Genomic DNA, 18,985 nt, shown 5'->3' with positions numbered 1-18,985 from the left:
GAGACGACGCCTCTTTCGTTAGAGCCGGGTCAGCAGAAGAGCTTAGTCTTCCACGCCGCACTCAGCCAGAATCAGCTCACGCACGCGGGCGGCGTCAGCCTGACCGCGGGTAGCCTTCATGACCTGACCGACGATAGCGCCAGCAGCCTGAACCTTACCGGCACGGATCTTGTCGGCAACGTCGGGCATTGCTGCCAGGGCTTCCTGAACGGCTGCGGTGAGCGCACCGTCGTCGGAGACCACGGCGAGGCCGCGTGCCTCAACGATTTCGGCGGGGGTGCCTTCACCGGCGAGGACGAACTCGAGCACCTGACGGGCGATCTTGTCGTTGATCTTGCCTTCGGAGATGAGCGCTTCGAGGGCGACCACGGTTGCGGGCTCCACGCCGAGGGCGGTGAGCTCAACTTCAGCCTGCTTTGCGCGGCGGGCAATCTCGCCCATCCACCACTTGCGGGCTGCTGCTGCGGTTGCGCCTGCGGCGACGGTCTCTTCGATGACGTCGAGTGCGCCGGCGTTGACCACGTCGCGGAACTCTTCATCGGAGTAGCCCCATTCGTTCTTGAGGCGGCGGCGGCGCTCTGCCGGGGGTTCGGGCAGTTCGGCGCGCAGACGCTCAATCCACTCGCTGTTGGTGACAACCGGGACCAGGTCCGGCTCCGGGAAGTAGCGGTAGTCGTCAGCATCAGACTTGGGGCGACCCGAGGAGGTTTCGCGGGTGTCTTCGTGCCAGTGGCGAGTCTCCTGGGTGACCTTTTCGCCGCGTTCGAGGATCGCTGCGTGGCGGCGAATCTCGTAGCGGACGGCGCGCTCGACGGAACGGAGGGAGTTCACGTTCTTGGTTTCGGAGCGGGTGCCGAACTTCTCTGCGCCCTTGGGCATGAGGGAGACGTTGGCGTCGCATCGGACGTTACCGCGTTCCATGCGGGCGTCGGAGATGCCGAGGGAGCGTACGATGTCGCGGATTGCGGCAACGTAGGCGCGTGCCAGTTCGGGTGCACGTTCGCCGGCGCCGACGATGGGTCGGGTGACAATCTCAATGAGGGGCACGCCTGCGCGGTTGTAGTCGACCAGGGAGGAGGTTGCACCCTGGATTCGGCCGTCTGCGCCGCCGACGTGGGTGAGCTTGCCTGCGTCTTCTTCCATGTGGGCGCGCTCGATTTCGACGGTGAAGATGGTGCCGTCTTCGAGTTCTACGTCCAGGGAGCCGTTTTCCGCGATGGGGCCGCCAGCCTGGGAGGTCTGGAAGTTCTTCGGGGAGTCCGGGTAGAAGTAGTTCTTGCGGGCGAAGTAGGACTTGTCTGCGATGTCGCAGCCCAGTGCCAGGCCGAGCTTAATGGCGGACTCAACAGCGGTCTTGTTCACCATGGGCAGTGCGCCGGGCAGGCCGAGCGATACGGGGGTGACGTTGGTATTGGGTTCGTCGCCGAACTCGTTGGGTGCGGAGTCGAACATCTTGGTCTTGGTGTTCAGTTCGACGTGCACCTCGAAGCCGAGGACCGGGTCGTACTTTTCGATGGCTTCTTCGAAGCTGAGGACTTCTTCACTCATTACTTGGTTCCCCCAAAGTCAAAGTCGCGGATCAGAGTTTCGGTGTCGGGCAGGCTCTTGTAGAGCGGTGCGCCCCATTTTTCGGTGAGCAGTTCTTCCAGTGCTGCGCCGACGCGGTAGAGGCGTGCGTCTTCGCGTGCGGGTGCGGTGAACTGGATGCCGACGGGCAGGTTGTTCTCTTCGGAGAGGCCGCCGGGCAGGGAGAGCGCCGGGACGCCTGCCAGGTTGACGGGCACGGTTGCGACGTCGCCCAGGTACATTGCCATGGGGTCGCCTTCGGTCTTCTCGCCGAGCTTGAACGCGGTGGAGGGCGCGGTCGGGGAGATGAGCACGTCGCACTTTTCGAAGGCTGCTGCGTAGTCGCGCTGGATGAGGGTGCGTACGCGCAGTGCGGCGCCGTAGTAGGCGTCGAAGTTACCAGCGGACAGTGCGTAGGTGCCGAGGATGATGCGGCGCTTGACCTCGTGGCCGAAACCTGCGGAGCGGGTTGCGGACATGACGCGTTCGATGGTGACGGGGCCGTCTTCGGGTACGACGCGCAGGCCGTAGCGGACGCCGTCGTAGCGTGCCAGGTTGGAGGACACCTCGGAGGACATAATCATGTAGTAGGCGCTGATGGCTTCGGTGACGGAGGGCAGGGAGACCTCGATGATCTCTGCGCCTGCGGCACGCAGCTCTTCGACGGATTCGCGGAAGCGTGCGAGCACGCCTGCTTCGAAGCCTTCACCGTCGCCGCCGCCGAGTTCCTTGATGACGCCGATGCGCAGGCCGGACAGGTCGCGCTTGCGTGCTGCTTCTGCGCCTGCCTTGGCTTCTTCAACGAAGTTGCCGGGCTCGTCGGGCAGGGAGGTTGAGTCGAGCGGGTCGTGGCCTGCGATTGCTTCGTGGAGCAGCGCGGTGTCCAGGACGGTGCGTGCGACGGGGCCTACCTGGTCGAGGGAGGACGCCATGGCGATGACGCCGTAGCGGGAGACGGAGCCGTAGGTGGGCTTGACGCCGACGCTACCGGTCAGTGCTGCGGGCTGGCGGATGGAGCCGCCGGTGTCGGTGCCGAGCGCCAGGGGTGCCTGGAATGCGGTGACGGCTGCTGCGGAGCCGCCGCCGGAGCCGCCGGGTGCACGGTCGAGTGCCCAGGGGTTGCGTACTACGCCGAATGCGGAGTGCTCGTTGGAGGAGCCCATTGCGAATTCGTCGAGGTTGGTCTTGCCGAGGATGGGCATGCGTGCTTCGCGGACCTTGCGGGTGACGGTGCCGTCGTAGGGGCTCATCCAGCCTTCGAGCATGCGGGATGCTGCGGTGGTGGGCTGGCCCTTGGTGACGATGAGGTCCTTGACGGCGATGGGTACGCCTGCGAGCGGGGGCAGTTCCTTGCCTGCTGCGCGGTCTGCGTCCACTGCTGCTGCGGTGGCGAGTGCTTCTTCGGCGTTGATGTGCAGGAAGGCGTTGAGGCCGCTCTTGCCGTCTGCTCGGTTGTCGCTCAGGGGTGCGCCGTCGGTGGCTGCGATGCGGTCCAGGTGTGCCTGGGTGAGCTCGACGGAGGTGATTTCGCCGGATGCGAGCTTTTCTGCTGCTTCTGCGGCGGTGAGCTGGATCAGTTCGTTCACTTGGTTGTTCTCCTCTTAGTCTTCGTCGAGGATTGCCGGCACGCGGAACTTGCCGTCCTGTGCGTCGGGGGCGCCGGAGAGCGCCTCTTCCTGGGTGAGGGTGGTGACGGGCACGTCTTCGCGGAAGACGTTCTCGAGGGGGATGGGGTGGCTGGTCGCGGGGATGTCGGCAGTTGCTTTCTGCGACATGGTCTCAACGGATGCGACGATGACGTCCAGCTCAGACGCCATCGCGGTGAGTTCTTCATCGGTCATCTCAATGAGTGCCAGCGATGCCAGGTGCTTTACCTGTTCAAAGGTGATGGCAGACATGGTTCTCCCGTAGTTTGTTTTCTTGTCTCTTCTCTAGTGTAGTGGAGGTTGCGTGTTCCGTCTCATTGGGGGTTGGAGGGTTTACCTGCTGGTTTGCGTGTTCAGACGGTGCGCCTCTGCCCTTTTTTGGGGTTAAATGCTCAACGCCCCGCTCCTCGTGTGAGGTGCGGGGCGTTGGGCTACAACGTTTCCACGTTACGCTTAAGGGTTAATCCTTAGGCGGGGATGGTCAGAACCTGGCCGGGGAAGATCAGGTCAACGTTGTAGATGATGTCGGTGTTCGCAGCTGCGATTGCCTGGTAGCCGCCTGCAACGCCGAGCTTTGCAGCAATCAGCGAGAGGGAGTCACCGGGAACCACGGTGTAGGTGCCTGCTGCAGCCTTGGGAGCTGCAACGGGTGCAGCCGCGGGAGCTGCTGCTGCGGGAGCCTCAACTGCCGGTGCAGCGGGTGCTGCTGCCGGAGCCTCAACTACTGCAGGTGCTGCCTGAGCTGCCGGTGCAGCTGCGGGAGCCTCAACTGCTGCGGGTGCAGCCTGAGCTGCAGGAGCTGCGGGTGCAGCCTGTGCCGCGGGAGCGGTGTAGGTCTGCTGGGTCTGCGACTGTGCAGCCACGGTGGTGGGCTCGGTGTAGGTGGGAGCTGCGCCGGTCTTGCCGTAGAGGCCAAGCTTAGCGGAGCATGCGGGCCATGCGCCCCAGCCCTGGATAGCGAGCAGACGCTCGCCTGCCTCGATCTGCTGTGCACGGGAAGCGGTCGCGGGGGAGCCGGACATGCCGACGCCGTTCCAGGACTGCTGGGTGAACTGCAGGCCGCCGTAGAAGCCGTTACCGGTGTTGATGGACCAGTTGCCACCGGACTCGCACTGTGCCAGTGCGTCCCAGGTAGCACCGTCTACTGCGTTTGCAGCGGGCATCGACATGGTAGCTGCTACAGCGCCACCGATGGCGAGAGCTGCTGCGGTACGACGAATGGAAGTGTTCTTCATAATGCTCCTTGGGGCCGTCCCCGCTCGTTCCGTCCCCGGAACTCTAGCGCGCCGCCGCTCACCCTTTGATAACGAAGTAGGTTACTCATTTTCTGGCTCTACCATGTGAGCGGCTCTCCACCGATTTCATGTCACCGTGAGCGATTCTGCACTTATGTGCGGAATCCGGGTGGCACTTCCTCGATGGGGACGTGCGGTAGAACCGGGCATCGTTTCAAGCATTCCAAGCTTGAAACCACACAGGCGATTCCCTTGCGAGAATCTATCTGGTCTCAAAGATAGCCGAGGTTTTTTACGATTCCAACCCAATTTCAAGTTCACAGCGAACGCCCCGGCTTCTCCCAGGGTTCTTTCAGGTTAAAAGTGCATGGAACATTAATGGTGATCTTGAACCCCGCATATCTTAGGGGTTTTTCCCCGGAATTTCGGGGTTTTCTAGGGTTTTAATCCGGAGGCGCTCCCCCGCTGAGCTTTCTGATTCGGGGTTGGCGCACGCCCCCTTTAAGGGTTTTGAACAGCGTGTAAATATTTTTTAAATATTTCTTCGCTTTGGGAGTGTTTTAAGGCGCTTCCGCCTTAAAAGCTGTGGTAATTATAAATGCCAAAAATCGGCATTCAGGCTCTGGAGCACGCACTCCAGAGCCTGAATACTCTATATATTGCTGGGGTCAGATTCAGATGACCCCGCTACCGGGTCTACTCCGCGGGAGCCTCAACTGCCTCCGGGCCACCCTCGAGCAGGGCGGTGAAGCCCTCCTCATCCAGAATCTTCAGACCCAGCTGCTGAGCCTTATCCAGCTTCGAGCCGGCGTTCGCGCCAGCAACCACAAAGTGGGTCTTCTTAGACACCGAACCGGACGCCTTACCGCCGCGAGAAATAATGGCTTCCTTCGCGCCATCACGGGTGTAACCGTTCAGCGTGCCGGTCACGACCACGGTCAGACCCTCCAGGGTGCGTTCCACGGACTCGTCACGGGTATCTTCCATGCGCACACCGGCGGCAGCCCATGAGTCCACCACCTCGGCGTGCCAGTCCTCGGCGAACCACTCAATAATCGAATCGGCAATCGTGGTGCCCACACCATCCACAGCGGCAAGGCGTTCACGGTCAGCCTCGCGGATCGCCTGCATCGAACCGAACTCCGCGGCGAGCGCGCGGGCAGCGGTCGGGCCCACGTGGCGAATCGAGAGGGCAACCAGCACACGCCACAGCGGCTGTTGCTTTGCTTTCTCCAGCTCGGCGAAGAGGTTCAGCGTATTCTTCGTGGGCTTCGGCTCGGGGCGTGCCTTGGTCGGCTTGGTGTAGAAGTAGGGCACGCGCTCCATCTTTCCAGTGCCCACACCCTTGACCTTCTTCTCACGTTCGATGGTGACCTCGCGCAGGTCCTCAATGTTGAGGCTGAACAGGTGCGCCTCGGTCGTTAGCGGAGGGGTGTGCGGGGTTGCGGGGCTGGTGAGTGCCTTTGCTGCTTCGAAGCCGAGCGCCTCAATGTCGAAGGCGCCGCGGCTTGCCGCGTAGTACACGCGCTCGGTCAGCTGCGCCGGGCAGGAGCGCGGGTTCGTGCAGCGCAGATCCACGTCGCCTTCCTTGCCGGGGGCAAGGGGCGAGCCGCAGGAGGGGCATTCGCTGGGCATGACGAACTCTCGTTCGGTGCCGTCACGTAGGGCAACCACGGGGGCGACGATCTCGGGGATCACGTCGCCTGCCTTGCGCAGCACCACGGTGTCGCCGATGAGCACGCCCTTAGCTTTGACCACGTCCTGGTTGTGCAGGGTCGCGCGTTCGACAGTCGAGCCGGAGACGAACACGGGCTCCATGACGCCGTAGGGGGTCACGCGGCCGGTGCGTCCCACGTCCACGCGGATGTCCAGCAGCTTGGTGTGCACCTCTTCGGGCGGGTACTTGTACGCCACCGCCCAGCGCGGCACGCGGGAGGTATAGCCCAGCTGAGCCTGGGTCGCGAAGTCGTTGACCTTAATAACGATGCCGTCGATTTCGTGCACCAGAGAGTGGCGCTGCTCGCCGTACTTATTGATGAAGTCGAACACCGCCTCGGTGTTGGCGGCAATTTCGCTGTAGGGGCTCACGGGCAGACCCCAGGAGGCAAGCAGATCGTAGGTCTCGTACTGGGTGGCAATATCCAGGCCGGTGCGCGAACCGATGCCGTGCACGTACATGCTCAGCGGGCGCGAGGCGGTAATCGCCGCGTCCTTCTGGCGCAGCGAGCCTGCCGCGGCGTTACGCGGGTTCGCGAAGGGGTTCTTGCCAGCGGCAATCATAGACTCGTTGAGCTTCTCAAAATCGGCGGAGGAGATGAACACTTCACCGCGGATTTCAATCTCTTCGGGGTGGTTCTCGCCGGTCAGCTGCTGCGGGATGCTCGCAATGGTGCGCACGTTGTGGGTGACGTCTTCGCCGGTGGTGCCGTCGCCGCGGGTTGCCGCGCGCACGAGGGTGCCGTTGCGGTAGAGCAGGTTCACCGCCAGGCCGTCGATCTTCAGCTCGGTCAGCCACTGCGGTGCGCTGCCGGTGAGGTTCCGGGCACTCTCTTCGGTCTTGGTCAGCCAGGCGCGCAGCTCTTCGAAGGAGAAGACATCCTCGAGGGAGTACATGCGCTGCAGGTGGGTGACAGGTGCGAAGGCCTCGATGGCTTCGCCGCCGACTTCCTGGGTGGGCGAGTCGTTGGCGATGATGAGCGGGTGCTCCGCCTCAATGATTTCGAGGCGGCGGTAGAGCTTATCGTACTCGGCGTCAGAGAGGAAGGGCGCGTCCTCGTTGTAGTAGGCGCGGCGGGCGGCACGAATCTTATCGGTCAGTTCCGCGTACTCAGCACGCAGGGCCTCGGTAATCTCCGCAGTGTTTTCTGCGGCGTTTTCTGCGGGGCTCTCTGCTCGAGTCTCGGCGGGGGCAGTCTGCTGGGTGGTGTTGTTCTCAGTCACCCGTCCAGTCTAGCGTTTTTGCTCCGCCTCTCCCCTATCGCTCGTCATATTGCCGGGTTCCTCGCGCGCGAACAATGACGCAAACGATGAGGCAAGAGTGCCGTAGCCACTTCCTGGATCGCGCTTCCTTAGTTTCTGTGCGCGAATACAGTTCACCCCCGCCTTCTGCAGACACTCGCACGAGTACCCGAAGAGAGCGGGGGTGAATCATAAGGTATGAAGTTTAGGCTTCGACAGCGTCGGCAACAATCACGGTAATGTTGTCGCGGCCGCCCGATCGCAGCGCCTCGTGCTGGAGCACGTCAGCGGCATCCTGCGGGTGGCGAATCGAAGTGAGCACACGCGCCATGTACTCGTGCGAAAGCTCGCCGGAAAGGCCGTCGGAGCAGAGCATCAGGCGGTCACCGGGGCGGGCGGGCAGAACCCAGAAGTCCGGTTCCCAGTAGTTGCCGGTACCCAGCGCGCGGGTAATCACGTTGCGGCGCGGGTGGGTCAGCGCCTCCAGGGCGGTAATCTGACCCTCGTCAACCAAGTACTGCACCTCGGAGTGGTCGCTCGTGACCTGCTCCAGCGAAGCGGAACCCTCAGAGCCGGGCAGCTTCTCCATCGCGGAGTGGTGGATACCCTCGTCCTCACGTAGCAGGCGGTAGGTGCGGGAATCACCCACGTTGAAAATAACCCACAGGTTACGGTCGCCAATGCGAGTCAGCCAGGCACCCGTCACAGTCGTACCGCCAGAGCGGGAAAGCGCCTGCTTAATCTCCTCGTTGGTTTCGCCAATGATGTCGTGCAGACGGTTCAGGGCGCCCACGATTTCATTGTTAAGCAGGGTGTTTGCACGGCGGCGGCGCTTGCCGGGATCGGAGTCGTCAATAGCTGCCAGGCGCTCAACGTAGGCCTGCTGCTCCTCTTCGCTACGGCCACCGGGCATGGTGAAGAAGGGCGAGTAGGCGAGCTGACGCACGCACAGGCGCGAAGCAACCTCACCCGCCTCGTGGCCTCCCATACCGTCCGCGACCACGCAAAGGGAACCGGCGACGACCATCGAATCTTCGTTATTTTCTCGATGTGCGCCGCGGTGCGTTGCACCACCGGTACGTAGTTTCAGTTCAGTCATGAGAGGTCTATCTCCATTGTGTAGTTCACGCGACGAGTCACCGCCACGGGGTCTACGTTACCAAAGCTTCTAACATTTCGCGTTCCTTGAGAGGTGAGAGTATAGCGATTTCCCACCTGTCGGAGCGTGTTTGCTGTCTCATTATCGGTCAGCACGGTACCCGGTTCAGCCAGGGAAACCAGGCGCGCAGCCAGATTCACACTGGAGCCGTACACGTCACCGCGGTTAGCCAGAACCTCACCCCAGATGAAGGCGACACGTGCATCCGGCAGTTGCGGGTCGGCACCGATCTTTTCGGAGAGCTGCAGGCTGATTTCTGCGATAGCGTCCGGGGTTTCGGTGAGGAAGAAAACTTCGTCACCGAGAGTCTTAATAATGCGACCGCCCAGGGGTGCAATAACGTCCAGGCAACTCTGCTCGAAGTGGTTGATGAGCTGAGAAAGAGCCGCCGCGTCTAGGTTACGTACCAGAGAGGTGTACGAGACCAGATCCACGAATCCTACACCGCGCACCAGGGGCAGACGGGAAAGTCCGGAGGTGGTCACGTTGTTTTCGCGCAATCCCAGGCGCAGGATTCCGGCGTACATCTGGCGACGGTATGCGTACAGCGCCAGACGTTCGAGAACCTCAAGGTAGCGTGGGAAGTCTTTAAGGAGCTTGCGGCGGGCATCATTATCGCTAAGGTTTTCGGTGACCATGATGTTGTGCACGAGCGCCTCAATCTGCCAGGCGACGGTGCGATCGGTCAGTTGACCTTCGGCGCGCACGAGGGATGCCACATATTCCATGCGGATGTCGCCTTCTGCGTCCAACTTCTGTAGGTCGGCGAGCATCTGCACGTCTGTTTCAGTGAAGTAGGGCGAGTGGTTGGGGATCGTCGGGAAGCCCATGTTGTGCCAGATGCGCTGGGCGGTTTCGAAGGGAAGTCCGGCGCATTCTGCGGCTTCTACGGGGGTGTAACGGCGACCCTGTCCCAGGAGCGACTTTTCGAGGGCTCGGATTCCTGCTTTGGATTCCTCGTCGCGGTAGATATTGTTCTGGGCGAGGTTCTGCAGAATTTTGAGGTTCAGCATTTGGGTTTCGGGGCCCATGGTGGCGCCGGTACCCTGCGGAGAGTGCGCAGGTTCATGGTGGTCTGCCGTGCTCATTGCCGCTGCCGCTCCTTTCATCTCTGCCGGAAAATACTGTCTGGTTTATACCGTGGTGGCACGAGGTTACGAGGTGCCTCGTTACGCTCTGTGGGTTTTGCATTGCGTCACTGCGATGATGCTCACCGTGTAGCGCCTTGTTAATATACCCCTCCGCTATGGTGTTTGGGTCACATAAGCGCCCGCACCCTAGGATAGTTTAGTGGAGTAATTCACATTTAAGAATACTCTAATCCGCATTTTTTCGGCAGATTTGGCGGCTGATTTAGGCTCTGAGCCAACCCGACAGCTCCCTCCCAACTCGGTCGCAGAGGCGATGAAGCTCTAAATATAGCGAGCGCGCAGGGCGTAGTAGTCGCGTCGGGCGGCTTTAATTTCTTTTTCAAAGCGCTTGGGATCGGGCACGTAGGTCAGGCGGTGGTGCACCCCGCGGCACACCACGTACACCGACCCGTACCCCAGCCAGGCTCCCGGACCGGGTTGTTTTGCCCAGCGCTCCCCCATGGAGTCCAGGTAGAGCGACTCATCTCCGCTGCGGGTCATCACACCGCGGCGAACCACGAGCCGGTGGGTGGTCAGCAGGTAGTAGGTGGTTGCCCAACGCCAGGCGGTGCGCACGGCACCGAGCAGAGTACCTACCGCACAGATCATGCCGAGAGTCCACAGAATCGGTGAGGACCGTGCCGTGGAGGCGAAGGTTGACGCGGCAATCGCAACCAGCAGGTAGGCAAGCGTGGGCAGCAGGGCACCGTAGTGCTGTCGGGTCGCAATGATGACATGCTCACCGGGGTTGAGTTTTCCGCGCAAACGCATGGTGGTCCTTAGCTGTGCTGGTTGTTATATTCCGGCTGGAGGCGCCGGTTGAGGTGGTGTGGGTTGAGGGGTGCTGCCGTGCCGGGCAGAAATTTTGTGGGCTGAAATTTTAGGGATTGGTTCTAGTGTGCCTGCTGAAAATCTCCGTAGCTACCATTGGCGGGGCGAAGGTGCTCAATATCGCCCACCGCGTAGGGCTCTAGGGCCCCATCCTCGCGGCGGATGAGGATGCGCCCCTGCGCATCGAGGTCTTCGGCGGTGCCTTCTACGGTGCTTCCGTCGGGCAGACTCATGCGCACGCTGGCGCCGAGAGTGGCGGTGGCGGCGCGCGCCTGGTCAAGCAGGCTGAGGCTATCAGGGGTGAGCGGGTCGGGGCGTTCAGGGTCGCCGCCGGCGCGCACGAAGGCGTGGTAGCGGCGGGCGAAGATGCTCAGCAGTCGGGTGAGCACCTCGGAGGAGTCGATGACCTGCCCGGTACACAGGCTCAGGCTGGTGGCAGTGGGTACGGGCAGCTGCTCGGCGGACATATTCGTATTCTGACCGATGCCCACGATGATGCTGCGCTGCCCCTCGGTGGAGCCGCTTTCAGGGACGAGCTGGGCAAGGATTCCGCAGCCTTTGGCTCCCTGCGCGATGACGTCGTTGGGCCATTTGAGGGCGGCATCCACGCCGTAGCCGCGCCAAATATCGACCACGCTGAGCCCGGCGATGAGGGTCATCCAGTGGTAGCTGTCTTCGGGGAGTTCTCGGGCGAGCGGGTCGGTGGAGGCGTGCGGGCGCACCACGATACTCGCGGCGAGGCAGGCCCCGGGAGGGGCGGTCCAGGCTCGGGCGAGGCGACCGCGTCCTGCACTTTGGTAGAGGCTGGCGTAGACGGAGAGTTCACCGAGCTGTTCGCGTTCGGGGTCGCTACCATCCATAAGTAGTTCGCGGGCGCGGGTGGTGGTGGAGTCAACTTCATCGTAGAGGTTGACGCTGGAGTAGCCCGCATCCAGCGCGATGGTGCGGATTCGCGGCGCATCCAAAACCGAATGGTCGCTCTGGGTGTGTGTGTTTCTCTCCATGGCATGTGCCTTTCTGCACTATCTGAATCAGCTCTGCGATACGCCGACCCGCTATCAACTCGCCGCCATAATCAGCCAGTTTCTGCCGAGTCACGCTGATTTCTCACCATATCAATTTCTTACCGCCGGTGATGCCCACCCGGTACCCGAGACGGTACATTAGACAGTGAGGGTGCATCAAGCACCGACCGGCTGCGGAGGTTCCTCCGCCCTGCTCGAAAGAAGACCGCTATGGCTTATTACGCAATTACTTACGTTTACGCAGCTCCCGAGGAGCAGGCGAAGTACCGTCCGGCTCACCGCGAGTACCTTGGTTCGCAGATTGAGGCGGGCAACCTGATCGTTTCCGGTCCCCTGCTGGACGGCGAGACCCCCGCTGGCGCTCTGCTGATCGCAAAGGTTGATTCCGCTGAGGCAGCCGAAAAGATCGTGGCTAACGACCCGATGAACGTTGGTGGCGCGGTTCTGTCTCACACCGTGACCGAGTGGAACCCGGTTCTGGGCACCATCTAAGGTCGAGCACCGCTTCACGCTGGAAAAGCTTGAACGTAAGCCCCCTTTCCGTCGACAAGGATTGCCGAGACGGAAGGGGGTTTTCTGCGCTCTTTTAAGCCGCTCTTTCGCACTTTTCGTTTACTGTATGCGCCTTCTTGGGTGCTGAGTGCATAAAAGTGTATCTAGTGTTGATATTCTGGCTTCTCACCTGGCATATGTGCCCTAGTTCGCACTATAGTTGAGGGATATGCACATTGTTCAAGAGCGTTCTTCGGGGCCTTCTGAACAACCATCACCGCAACCACTGGCTCCCGACGATCGGGTGGAGCAGGAACGAGGAATAATGTCCGAGAACCTCCAGCAGGAATTTGATTTGAGCACCACCGCCGGTAAGCTCGCTGATTTTTACGCACGTCGAGAGCGCAGCTTCGCGCCCAGCGGTGAGGCAGCAATCGAGAAGCAGCACGCACGCGGCAAGAACACCGCCCGCGAGCGCATCGAGATGCTTCTGGATGAGGGTTCTTTCGTTGAGTTTGATGCCCTCGCCCGCCACCGCACGACCGCGTTCGGCATGGAGGCGAAGAAGCCCCTGGGTGACGGTTTGGTCTCCGGTTACGGCACCGTGGATGGTCGCCTGGTTGCCGTGTATTCGCAGGATTTCACCGTGTACGGTGGCTCCCTCTCGCAGGTGAACGGCGAGAAGATCGTGAAGGTGCAGAAGTTCGCGCTGAAGAACGGCTGCCCGGTCATCGGCATTAACGACGGTGGTGGCGCCCGTATTCAGGAGGGCGTGGCTTCCCTGGCGATGTTTGCCGATATTTTCCGCATGAACGTGCGCGCATCCGGTGTGGTTCCGCAGATTTCGGTCATTATGGGCCCCTGCGCTGGCGGTGCCGCGTACTCCCCCGCTCTGACTGACTACATCATCATGGTGGATAAGACTTCGCACATGTTCATTACCGGCCCGGACGTCATTAAGACCGTGACCGGTGAGGATGTGGACATGGAGACCCTCGGTGGTGCGCGTCAGCACAACTCCGTGACCGGTACCAGCACCTACCTGGCTGAGGACGAAGAAGACGCGTTCGACTTTGTGCGTGAGCTTCTGGAGTTCCTGCCCTCGAACAACCTTGCCGAGCCCCTGCCCCTGGAGCATGACCAGGAGCCGGTGGTGACCGTTGACGATCTGGATCTGGACACCCTGATTCCGGATTCGGCGAACCAGCCTTACGATATGCGAGCGGTCATTGAGTCCGTGGTCGATGACGGCCACTTCCTGGAGATGCAGGCGCTGTACGCTCCGAACGTAATGATTGGTTATGCCCGCGTTGAGGGCCGCACGGTCGGTATTGTGGCGAACCAGCCGATGCAGTTCGCCGGCTGCCTGGACATTTCTGCGTCCGAGAAGGCTGCCCGTTTCGTGCGTCATTGCGATGCGTTCAACATTCCGATTCTGACTTTTGTGGATGTTCCCGGCTTCCTGCCCGGTACCGATCAGGAGTTCAACGGCATTATTCGCCGCGGCGCAAAGCTACTCTACGCTTACGCAGAGGCGACCGTTCCGCTGGTTACCGTCATTACCCGTAAGGCGTACGGCGGTGCGTACATTGTGATGGGGTCGAAGAAGCTGGGTGCCGATATTAACCTGGCGTGGCCCACCGCTCAGATTGGTGTGATGGGTGCTCAGGGTGCGGTGAATATTCTGTACCGTCGTGAGCTGGCGGCTCTGGCGGCTGAGGGCGGCGATGTTGAGGCTCGCCGCGCTGAGCTGATCGCCAAGTATGAGGAAGAGCTGCTGAACCCGTACCAGGCTGCTGAGCTGGGTTACATTGACGAGGTGATTGCCCCGAGCGAGACTCGCGTGCGCATCATTTCTTCGCTGCGTGCCCTGCACGATAAGCGTGCGGCTACCCCGGCAAAGAAGCACGGTAACATCCCGCTGTAGGCTTCCGTTGTGCCCGCACCATTTGTGGTGCGGGCATTCCCACGATTTTAGGTTTCTAAGGAGGCGAGCCTTTGGCAGGCTACAATCCGCTGAGTTATTTCTCGTTTGGCAAGAAGAAGGACAGTTCGGAGGCTACTGAGAGCGCCGAGCAGCTTGAGCGCGGGTCTTCTCGCACTACCTCTTCTGCCCGTTCTTCTGCGCGCGCGGCTACCGCACCCAGCACAGCGAAGGACTCCGTTCAGTCTTCGGTTGATACTGACACTGAGCAGGAGCCGCTACTGAAGGTAGTGAAGGGCTCCCCCACCCCGGAGGAGATTGCCGCTCTCACAGCTGTGGTTGCGATGATGCAGGCGAATGCCGCGCAGAAGGAGCAGAATTCGCTGGTGGGTGCTGCTTCGCGCATCCTGAACCGCGGCCAGCGCCTGGGTGTTTCGTTGCGTCCGGGCCCCGGTTCGTGGAGGCGCGCTCGCCCCAGGTAACGCGAGCTGATAACTCTGCTTCTTATATTCCCGTCACGCCGGTTGGTGTGGCGGGAATATATTGTTTTGCTTCAAATTCAAGATTTATATTGCGTTATTCAACATCTAATGCGCTGATTCTTGTGGTTTTGTCATATTAGAAACGATAAAGTCATGATGATACGTACTGATGCTACGATGTATATACCATCACATTAGTGTTAATAAATTGGCAGGGACCATGGCAAAGATGCTGAATAAAAACCATAGGCCCCCACCGGATGTCTATATCGCGCTTCTGTTGCCGACGCTACGGCGCTTGTCGAAGACTGTACCTCGCACCGCCGCCTATGTTAGTGAGCAGTTGCGGCAGCAGACTAAGGCATTGGGGTCGAAGAAGAACCTACCCGATCTTGAATCCACCGATTTTGCGGTGGCTGTACGTACCACCTTGAAGATCTTGGTGGCACTTCGTTATGCCCAGTTGATGCCTCGCCTGACCCCGTGGGAGAAGAGGAAGTACCTGCTCACTCCTCTGGGTGCCGAGCTGACCTGCACCCCGCATCTGCACGGTTCGGTGCCGCCGCGCGTGGTAAAGCAGGTGCAGGCGCTGTGTACTCAGAGTTTGACGGCGAGGACGACGAAGAAGCTCAAGAAGCAGGCGAATGCACTCCTGGCGACTGCGGAGGCAGAACATCGCCTCATTTTTGGTGCTTCCGATGGTGATGCGGTCACCGGTATGGAGCCGTTCCTCCCTGCTGCCGATGCCGGGGAAGCTACTGCTGCCCATAAAGCAACCGGTGCGGAGCACCTTGCACATGCGTTGAATTCTGCGGGTACTGCTGAGACCTGGCCTGCGGGTCAGTCTCCTTTGGATATTATTTTGCGTGCCAGCGATTCACCGGTTATTCATGCTCAGGCGGAATTTGCCGAGCACTTTACGCAGGATTTAATTCAGCATATTCACGCGGTGACTCCGGAATATTTTGAGCAGATTGTTGCCGATATTTTTACGGCTCTTGGTTTTAGTACCGAGGTGACCGGCGGCGCCGACGATAAGGGCGTGGATGTTATTGCCCGCTACTCTGACGGCCTGGATTTCGCACCGATTTATATTCAGGTGAAGCACTATTGCGGAACCATGAAGGTCACTCCTAACGAGATTCAGAAGCTTGCCGGTGCGGTGCTTCTGCACGGCGGTTTGCAGGGTGTTTTGGTGACCTGCGGTGCTTTTGCGCAGCCGGTGCCTGAGTATTTGCAGGGATTGCCGGGTGCACGCAATATTGCTCTGGTTGATCAGCATCAGCTGGTGGAGCTGATGATTCGTCACCGTGTGGGTGTGCTTGATGGTGAGGGCGAGTGCGGTTATCGCATTGACGAGGAGTATTTTGCCCGCGGCATGGAGTAACCGGAGGGGGCTTGGGGTAAGCATTTCCTTCTGAAGGTCTCTGGTCTTCGCGCATTTCCTACGTCATTTCACTTAATGTATTTTCACTTTTCCTTGAGGATATTTTTCATATATCGGCGGGTTTTAGAAATCTAGGTTATTTCTTGAACCAGCCGATACAATGAGAGGGTAATGCGTTACATATTCTTCGCATTATTTCACGAAGTGTATATACCCGTGACGGTATAAGCACTTCACCATAATTTATAGCGTTCTTTCTGAAGTGTTCGTCATAGAAGACGGTACGTGAGCGGAACGGGCTGAGAAATCTGCCGTTCCTACTTCTCTTCACGTACTTCTCTTCACGAGGGGTTACCAAAGTGTCGACCCAAAAATAAAAATGGTGTCGCCCAGTATTGTGTGAATATTTTCCCGCTCGAATGACTGCACCTTATGAAGAATGCCCGCACGATAAATAACACCAGATAAGGAGCCCGGCGTGGCTTTTGTGAATAAAACAATGCTCCATATCGACCATTCCGAATTGCACTCTCTGCAGCAGGAAACCTCGTGGGAGACCCTACCCGAGGAAGCACGCACTCTCAGCGTTGCGGCGGCTTTCTCTCTGCTCCGCCACTTTGAGCGCGCTCAGGACCGTGGCGAGAAGGTTTTCTTCCCCGATATGTACACCCCTGTAGGTGTGGACCTGGGTTTCAACATGACTCAGCGTTTCATTGCGGTCGGTGACAATGTTCTCTTCCGTGAGGCGCTCAATAAGCTGATTGCGGCGCTGGTCAATGCTGACTATCTTGAGGTGTCCCTCAGCCAGCTGCATCCGGGCAACCTGCACTACACCCTCAGCGAGGCTGGCCGTGAACTTTTGGGCACCCCGAAGGAACAGCAGGCGCAGGCTCTTCTGCCGGTTCTGCCCCTCCTCAGCGGCGTGTACCTCTACTACCTGAAGCAGTTCTACCCGGTTCTGCTCTCGCACATTACGGTGCGTGAGCTTCTGCCCATCGTCCTGAGTGTTACCCCGGCATACCCCGCGGCGGCGCCCGTGAAGATTCGTGAGCTGGTGCTGCGTGAGTGCGGTTTTGTGCAGGGCTGGTACGGCCTGTCGTACCTGGAGCAGCGCATTGTTGAGCCTGTGATCGCTCAGGCGCTGAGCCTGCTGACCCGTGAGGGCTACCTGCGCACCAAGACGATCCACGAGCACACGGATTCTCCGCTGACTCTGTACTCGCTGTCGCCTTCGGCGAAGGAGCTGGTGGCACGCCACGAGGAAACCGGCGTACCGGCAAGCGAGCTGAGCTCCGTGCTGGCGCTGGTGAAGGATGAGGGCGCTTCCATTACGGCTGAGGATATTGCCGCAACTGATGCTCTGCTGACTCATATGGGCGTTCTTCTGCTCGACACCCTCAACGACCACGGCGCCGATGTGGAGCTGAGCCTTCCGAGCCTGGAGCAGGTCTTTGACCGCGACGAGCGTATTCAGCAGGCGGCCTCGAACCCCTATTTTGTGCAGATTGACGCGCAGGATTACCTCTACGATGTGCTGATCGCCCACCACTACCTCTCCGAGCGTGAGACTGTCTACTCGCTGGGTCCTGCTTTTGCGCCGGTTCTGGCGCAGATGGCTGAGCCGAGCGTTCATAAGCTGGTGGCTTCGGCTCTACTGGATCCTGCGGCGGTGGACGCTCTGCCGTATCCGCATCAGCTGCTGTACCCGATTCTGAAGCTTGTGGAGGAGAACCCGCGTATCTCCTACTACGACATTTACGATGAGTTGAAGCTTGCCCTGGACATCCCGTACCTGCAGGGTGAGGTCGCTCCGCACCGTTACAAGCTGACCCCGCGTCTGCGTAACCGCTATTCGGTGGCGATGCACGTGCTCAAGGGCGAACGCTACCTGAACGCTCTGCGTGAGGGTACGGGTCGTACCTCCCGCAAGAACCCGGAGCGTTATGAGCTGAGCGAGGCGGGTAAGGAGCTGCTCAAGCGTTTCCCGGAGGGTGCTCCGGAGGCGGTGACCGCCCGCATGGCGCCGCTGCCGCCGCAGTCCCTCAAGCACAAGCTGCCTCAGGATATTGCCGCTGAACTGCAGGCTCGTGAGGAGGCTCTTCAGGCTGCCAAGGAGGCGCGCGCTGCGGAGCGTCAGGCTCGCCTGGCGGCCCGTGAGGGTCGTGAGCCGTTGGCTCCGGTGCCGGGTGCTTCTCCTGCGCTGTTGGCGCGTCCTGCCGGTTCGCCGGTGGCAACTACTACCCAGGCGGTTACTACCCAGGCTCCCGCTGAGGTTCCGGCGGTTGCGCCGGTTGCTTCCGCGGCTCCGGTTGTTGAGCCGGTTGCACCCGCTGTTTCTGCACCCGTTGTGGCTCCTGCTCAGCCTGCTGTTGCTGTCCCGGTTCCCGCCTCCGCTGACCCGTCCACTGCTCTGCAGGTGGCTGCCGCTCAGGTGCGTGAGGCTCTGAAGCGTTACCGTCAGGTCTTCCGCCGCGACGCGCTGGCACCCGCCCTGGCGCAGGTGTCTGAGGAGCGTTTCCGCCGTATTGGTTTCGATCTGTTCCTGATGCGCGGCTACACCGTGGAGCCGCTGGAGGCTCGGGGTGTGGACGGCGTGGCGACCCCCGCCACCGGTGAAAAAGAGCGAGCGTTCTACGTTCGTACTCTGCGCCCGGCATCTAACGGCGTGCTGTCCGCGAGCGTTCGGCCTCAGGACATTACCGCGTTCTTCCTGGCAATTCACGCCCGCGGCGGTCAGCTCGGCACCTTCATCACGAACGCCGCGTTCAGCGATGAGGCGTACGACGAGTTCATCCGTTGCTCGACCAAGTACCCGAACATTCTGGTGGATCTGGTATCCGGCGATGAGCTGCAGGACCGCCTCATTGCGCACCGCCTCGGCGTGGTCCAGAGCGCGAACGGTCTGCTCGGGCTCAACGGTGAATACTTCACCGGCTAAGTCGCCAGCTAGCAGCTTGTAACCCATCTGGGTGACGCCCCGGTCTTCCTCTCCTGCACGTTCAGGAGGGAGAAAGCCGGGGCGTTTTCGCGCCTGAGCCCCGGTGAGTTGTCCACAGGTGAGCTGTTTTCCTTGCGTTCGGTACCGCTCAGCCCGTAATATTGCCGGTTTAAGCGAGCTAAATCACCGAAAATCGTGGTTGAAGGCACACC

General features: G+C 60.5%; 14 protein-coding genes. 5 read left to right on the top strand and 9 right to left on the bottom strand.

From position 1 onward, the window contains the following. Positions 1–42 precede the first annotated feature (42 nt). The 9 genes from gatB to O3675_RS04225 all read right to left on the bottom strand — a co-directional run bounded on the left by gatB (position 43) and on the right by O3675_RS04225 (position 11,529). Complete coding sequence (gatB, locus tag O3675_RS04265) at positions 43–1,548, bottom strand: Asp-tRNA(Asn)/Glu-tRNA(Gln) amidotransferase subunit GatB (protein WP_371571172.1); 1,506 nt, start codon at positions 1,546–1,548, stop codon at positions 43–45. Beyond that, positions 1,548–3,152 carry an Asp-tRNA(Asn)/Glu-tRNA(Gln) amidotransferase subunit GatA gene (gene gatA / locus O3675_RS04260; RefSeq protein WP_371571170.1) on the bottom strand — a complete coding sequence of 535 codons (1,605 nt, stop codon included), beginning with the start codon at positions 3,150–3,152 and terminating at the stop codon, positions 1,548–1,550. The genes gatB and gatA overlap by 1 nt, the downstream gene beginning before the upstream one ends. Positions 3,153–3,167: 15 nt before the next feature. Further along, positions 3,168–3,464: an Asp-tRNA(Asn)/Glu-tRNA(Gln) amidotransferase subunit GatC gene (gene gatC, locus O3675_RS04255; RefSeq protein WP_005507016.1), complete on the bottom strand. Its 297-nt coding sequence runs from the start codon at positions 3,462–3,464 to the stop codon at positions 3,168–3,170. Positions 3,465–3,679: 215 nt separating this feature from the next. Beyond that, positions 3,680–4,447 carry a transglycosylase family protein gene (locus O3675_RS04250; RefSeq protein WP_371571168.1) on the bottom strand — a complete coding sequence of 256 codons (768 nt, stop codon included), beginning with the start codon at positions 4,445–4,447 and terminating at the stop codon, positions 3,680–3,682. Positions 4,448–5,143: 696 nt separating this feature from the next. Next, positions 5,144–7,387 (bottom strand): NAD-dependent DNA ligase LigA, encoded by a 2,244-nt coding sequence (gene ligA / locus O3675_RS04245; RefSeq protein WP_371571166.1) that lies wholly within the window; start codon positions 7,385–7,387, stop codon positions 5,144–5,146. A 223-nt stretch (positions 7,388–7,610) separates the two neighbouring features. Beyond that, the gene (locus O3675_RS04240; RefSeq protein WP_303937675.1) at positions 7,611–8,504 is read right to left on the bottom strand and encodes a PP2C family serine/threonine-protein phosphatase; all 894 of its coding nucleotides are present in this window, start codon (positions 8,502–8,504) and stop codon (positions 7,611–7,613) included. Further along, positions 8,501–9,652 carry an adenylate/guanylate cyclase domain-containing protein gene (locus O3675_RS04235; protein ID WP_296546852.1) on the bottom strand — a complete coding sequence of 384 codons (1,152 nt, stop codon included), beginning with the start codon at positions 9,650–9,652 and terminating at the stop codon, positions 8,501–8,503. The genes O3675_RS04240 and O3675_RS04235 overlap by 4 nt, the downstream gene beginning before the upstream one ends. 324 nt (positions 9,653–9,976) lie before the next feature. Further along, positions 9,977–10,465 (bottom strand): glucose ABC transporter permease, encoded by a 489-nt coding sequence (locus O3675_RS04230; protein WP_371571163.1) that lies wholly within the window; start codon positions 10,463–10,465, stop codon positions 9,977–9,979. A 122-nt stretch (positions 10,466–10,587) separates the two neighbouring features. Beyond that, positions 10,588–11,529, bottom strand: a complete 942-nt coding sequence (locus O3675_RS04225; protein ID WP_371571161.1) for a biotin--[acetyl-CoA-carboxylase] ligase — start codon at positions 11,527–11,529, stop codon at positions 10,588–10,590. Positions 11,530–11,760: 231 nt separating this feature from the next. Here O3675_RS04225 and O3675_RS04220 point away from each other — a divergent pair, with 231 nt between their 5' ends. The 5 genes from O3675_RS04220 (at position 11,761) to O3675_RS04200 (ending at position 18,773) form a co-directional block, all read left to right on the top strand. Continuing rightward, complete coding sequence (locus O3675_RS04220; RefSeq protein ID WP_005507003.1) at positions 11,761–12,042, top strand: YciI family protein; 282 nt, start codon at positions 11,761–11,763, stop codon at positions 12,040–12,042. Between the two features lie 325 nt (positions 12,043–12,367). Then, positions 12,368–13,969, top strand: a complete 1,602-nt coding sequence (locus O3675_RS04215) for an acyl-CoA carboxylase subunit beta (RefSeq protein ID WP_005507002.1) — start codon at positions 12,368–12,370, stop codon at positions 13,967–13,969. A gap of 71 nt (positions 13,970–14,040) precedes the next feature. Continuing rightward, the gene (locus O3675_RS04210; protein ID WP_371571159.1) at positions 14,041–14,448 is read left to right on the top strand and encodes an acyl-CoA carboxylase subunit epsilon; all 408 of its coding nucleotides are present in this window, start codon (positions 14,041–14,043) and stop codon (positions 14,446–14,448) included. A 298-nt stretch (positions 14,449–14,746) separates the two neighbouring features. Then, on the top strand, positions 14,747–15,835 hold the full coding sequence (locus O3675_RS04205) for a restriction endonuclease (protein WP_314843831.1): 1,089 nt from the start codon (positions 14,747–14,749) through the stop codon (positions 15,833–15,835). 478 nt (positions 15,836–16,313) lie between these two features. Next, on the top strand, positions 16,314–18,773 hold the full coding sequence (locus O3675_RS04200; RefSeq protein ID WP_371571157.1) for a restriction endonuclease: 2,460 nt from the start codon (positions 16,314–16,316) through the stop codon (positions 18,771–18,773). Positions 18,774–18,985: the final 212 nt, after the last annotated feature.

The sequence above is a fragment of the Rothia sp. 27098_8_27 genome, from assembly GCF_041432805.1.
Classification (GTDB): Bacteria; Actinomycetota; Actinomycetes; order Actinomycetales; family Micrococcaceae; genus Rothia; species Rothia mucilaginosa.
This window is presented reverse-complemented; position numbering and strand designations above follow the sequence as displayed.

Excerpts from the sequence above, each read along its gene's own strand:
- gatB (WP_371571172.1), bottom strand. The coding sequence starts at position 1,548 with ATGAGTGAAGAAGTCCTCAGCTTCGAAGAAGCCATCGAAAAGTACGAC.
- gatC (WP_005507016.1), bottom strand. The coding sequence starts at position 3,464 with ATGTCTGCCATCACCTTTGAACAGGTAAAGCACCTGGCATCGCTGGCA.
- O3675_RS04250 (WP_371571168.1), bottom strand. The coding sequence starts at position 4,447 with ATGAAGAACACTTCCATTCGTCGTACCGCAGCAGCTCTCGCCATCGGT.
- O3675_RS04240 (WP_303937675.1), bottom strand. The coding sequence starts at position 8,504 with ATGACTGAACTGAAACTACGTACCGGTGGTGCAACGCACCGCGGCGCA.
- O3675_RS04235 (WP_296546852.1), bottom strand. The coding sequence starts at position 9,652 with ATGAGCACGGCAGACCACCATGAACCTGCGCACTCTCCGCAGGGTACC.
- O3675_RS04230 (WP_371571163.1), bottom strand. The coding sequence starts at position 10,465 with ATGCGTTTGCGCGGAAAACTCAACCCCGGTGAGCATGTCATCATTGCG.
- O3675_RS04225 (WP_371571161.1), bottom strand. The coding sequence starts at position 11,529 with ATGGAGAGAAACACACACACCCAGAGCGACCATTCGGTTTTGGATGCG.
- O3675_RS04220 (WP_005507003.1), top strand. The coding sequence starts at position 11,761 with ATGGCTTATTACGCAATTACTTACGTTTACGCAGCTCCCGAGGAGCAG.
- O3675_RS04215 (WP_005507002.1), top strand. The coding sequence starts at position 12,368 with ATGTCCGAGAACCTCCAGCAGGAATTTGATTTGAGCACCACCGCCGGT.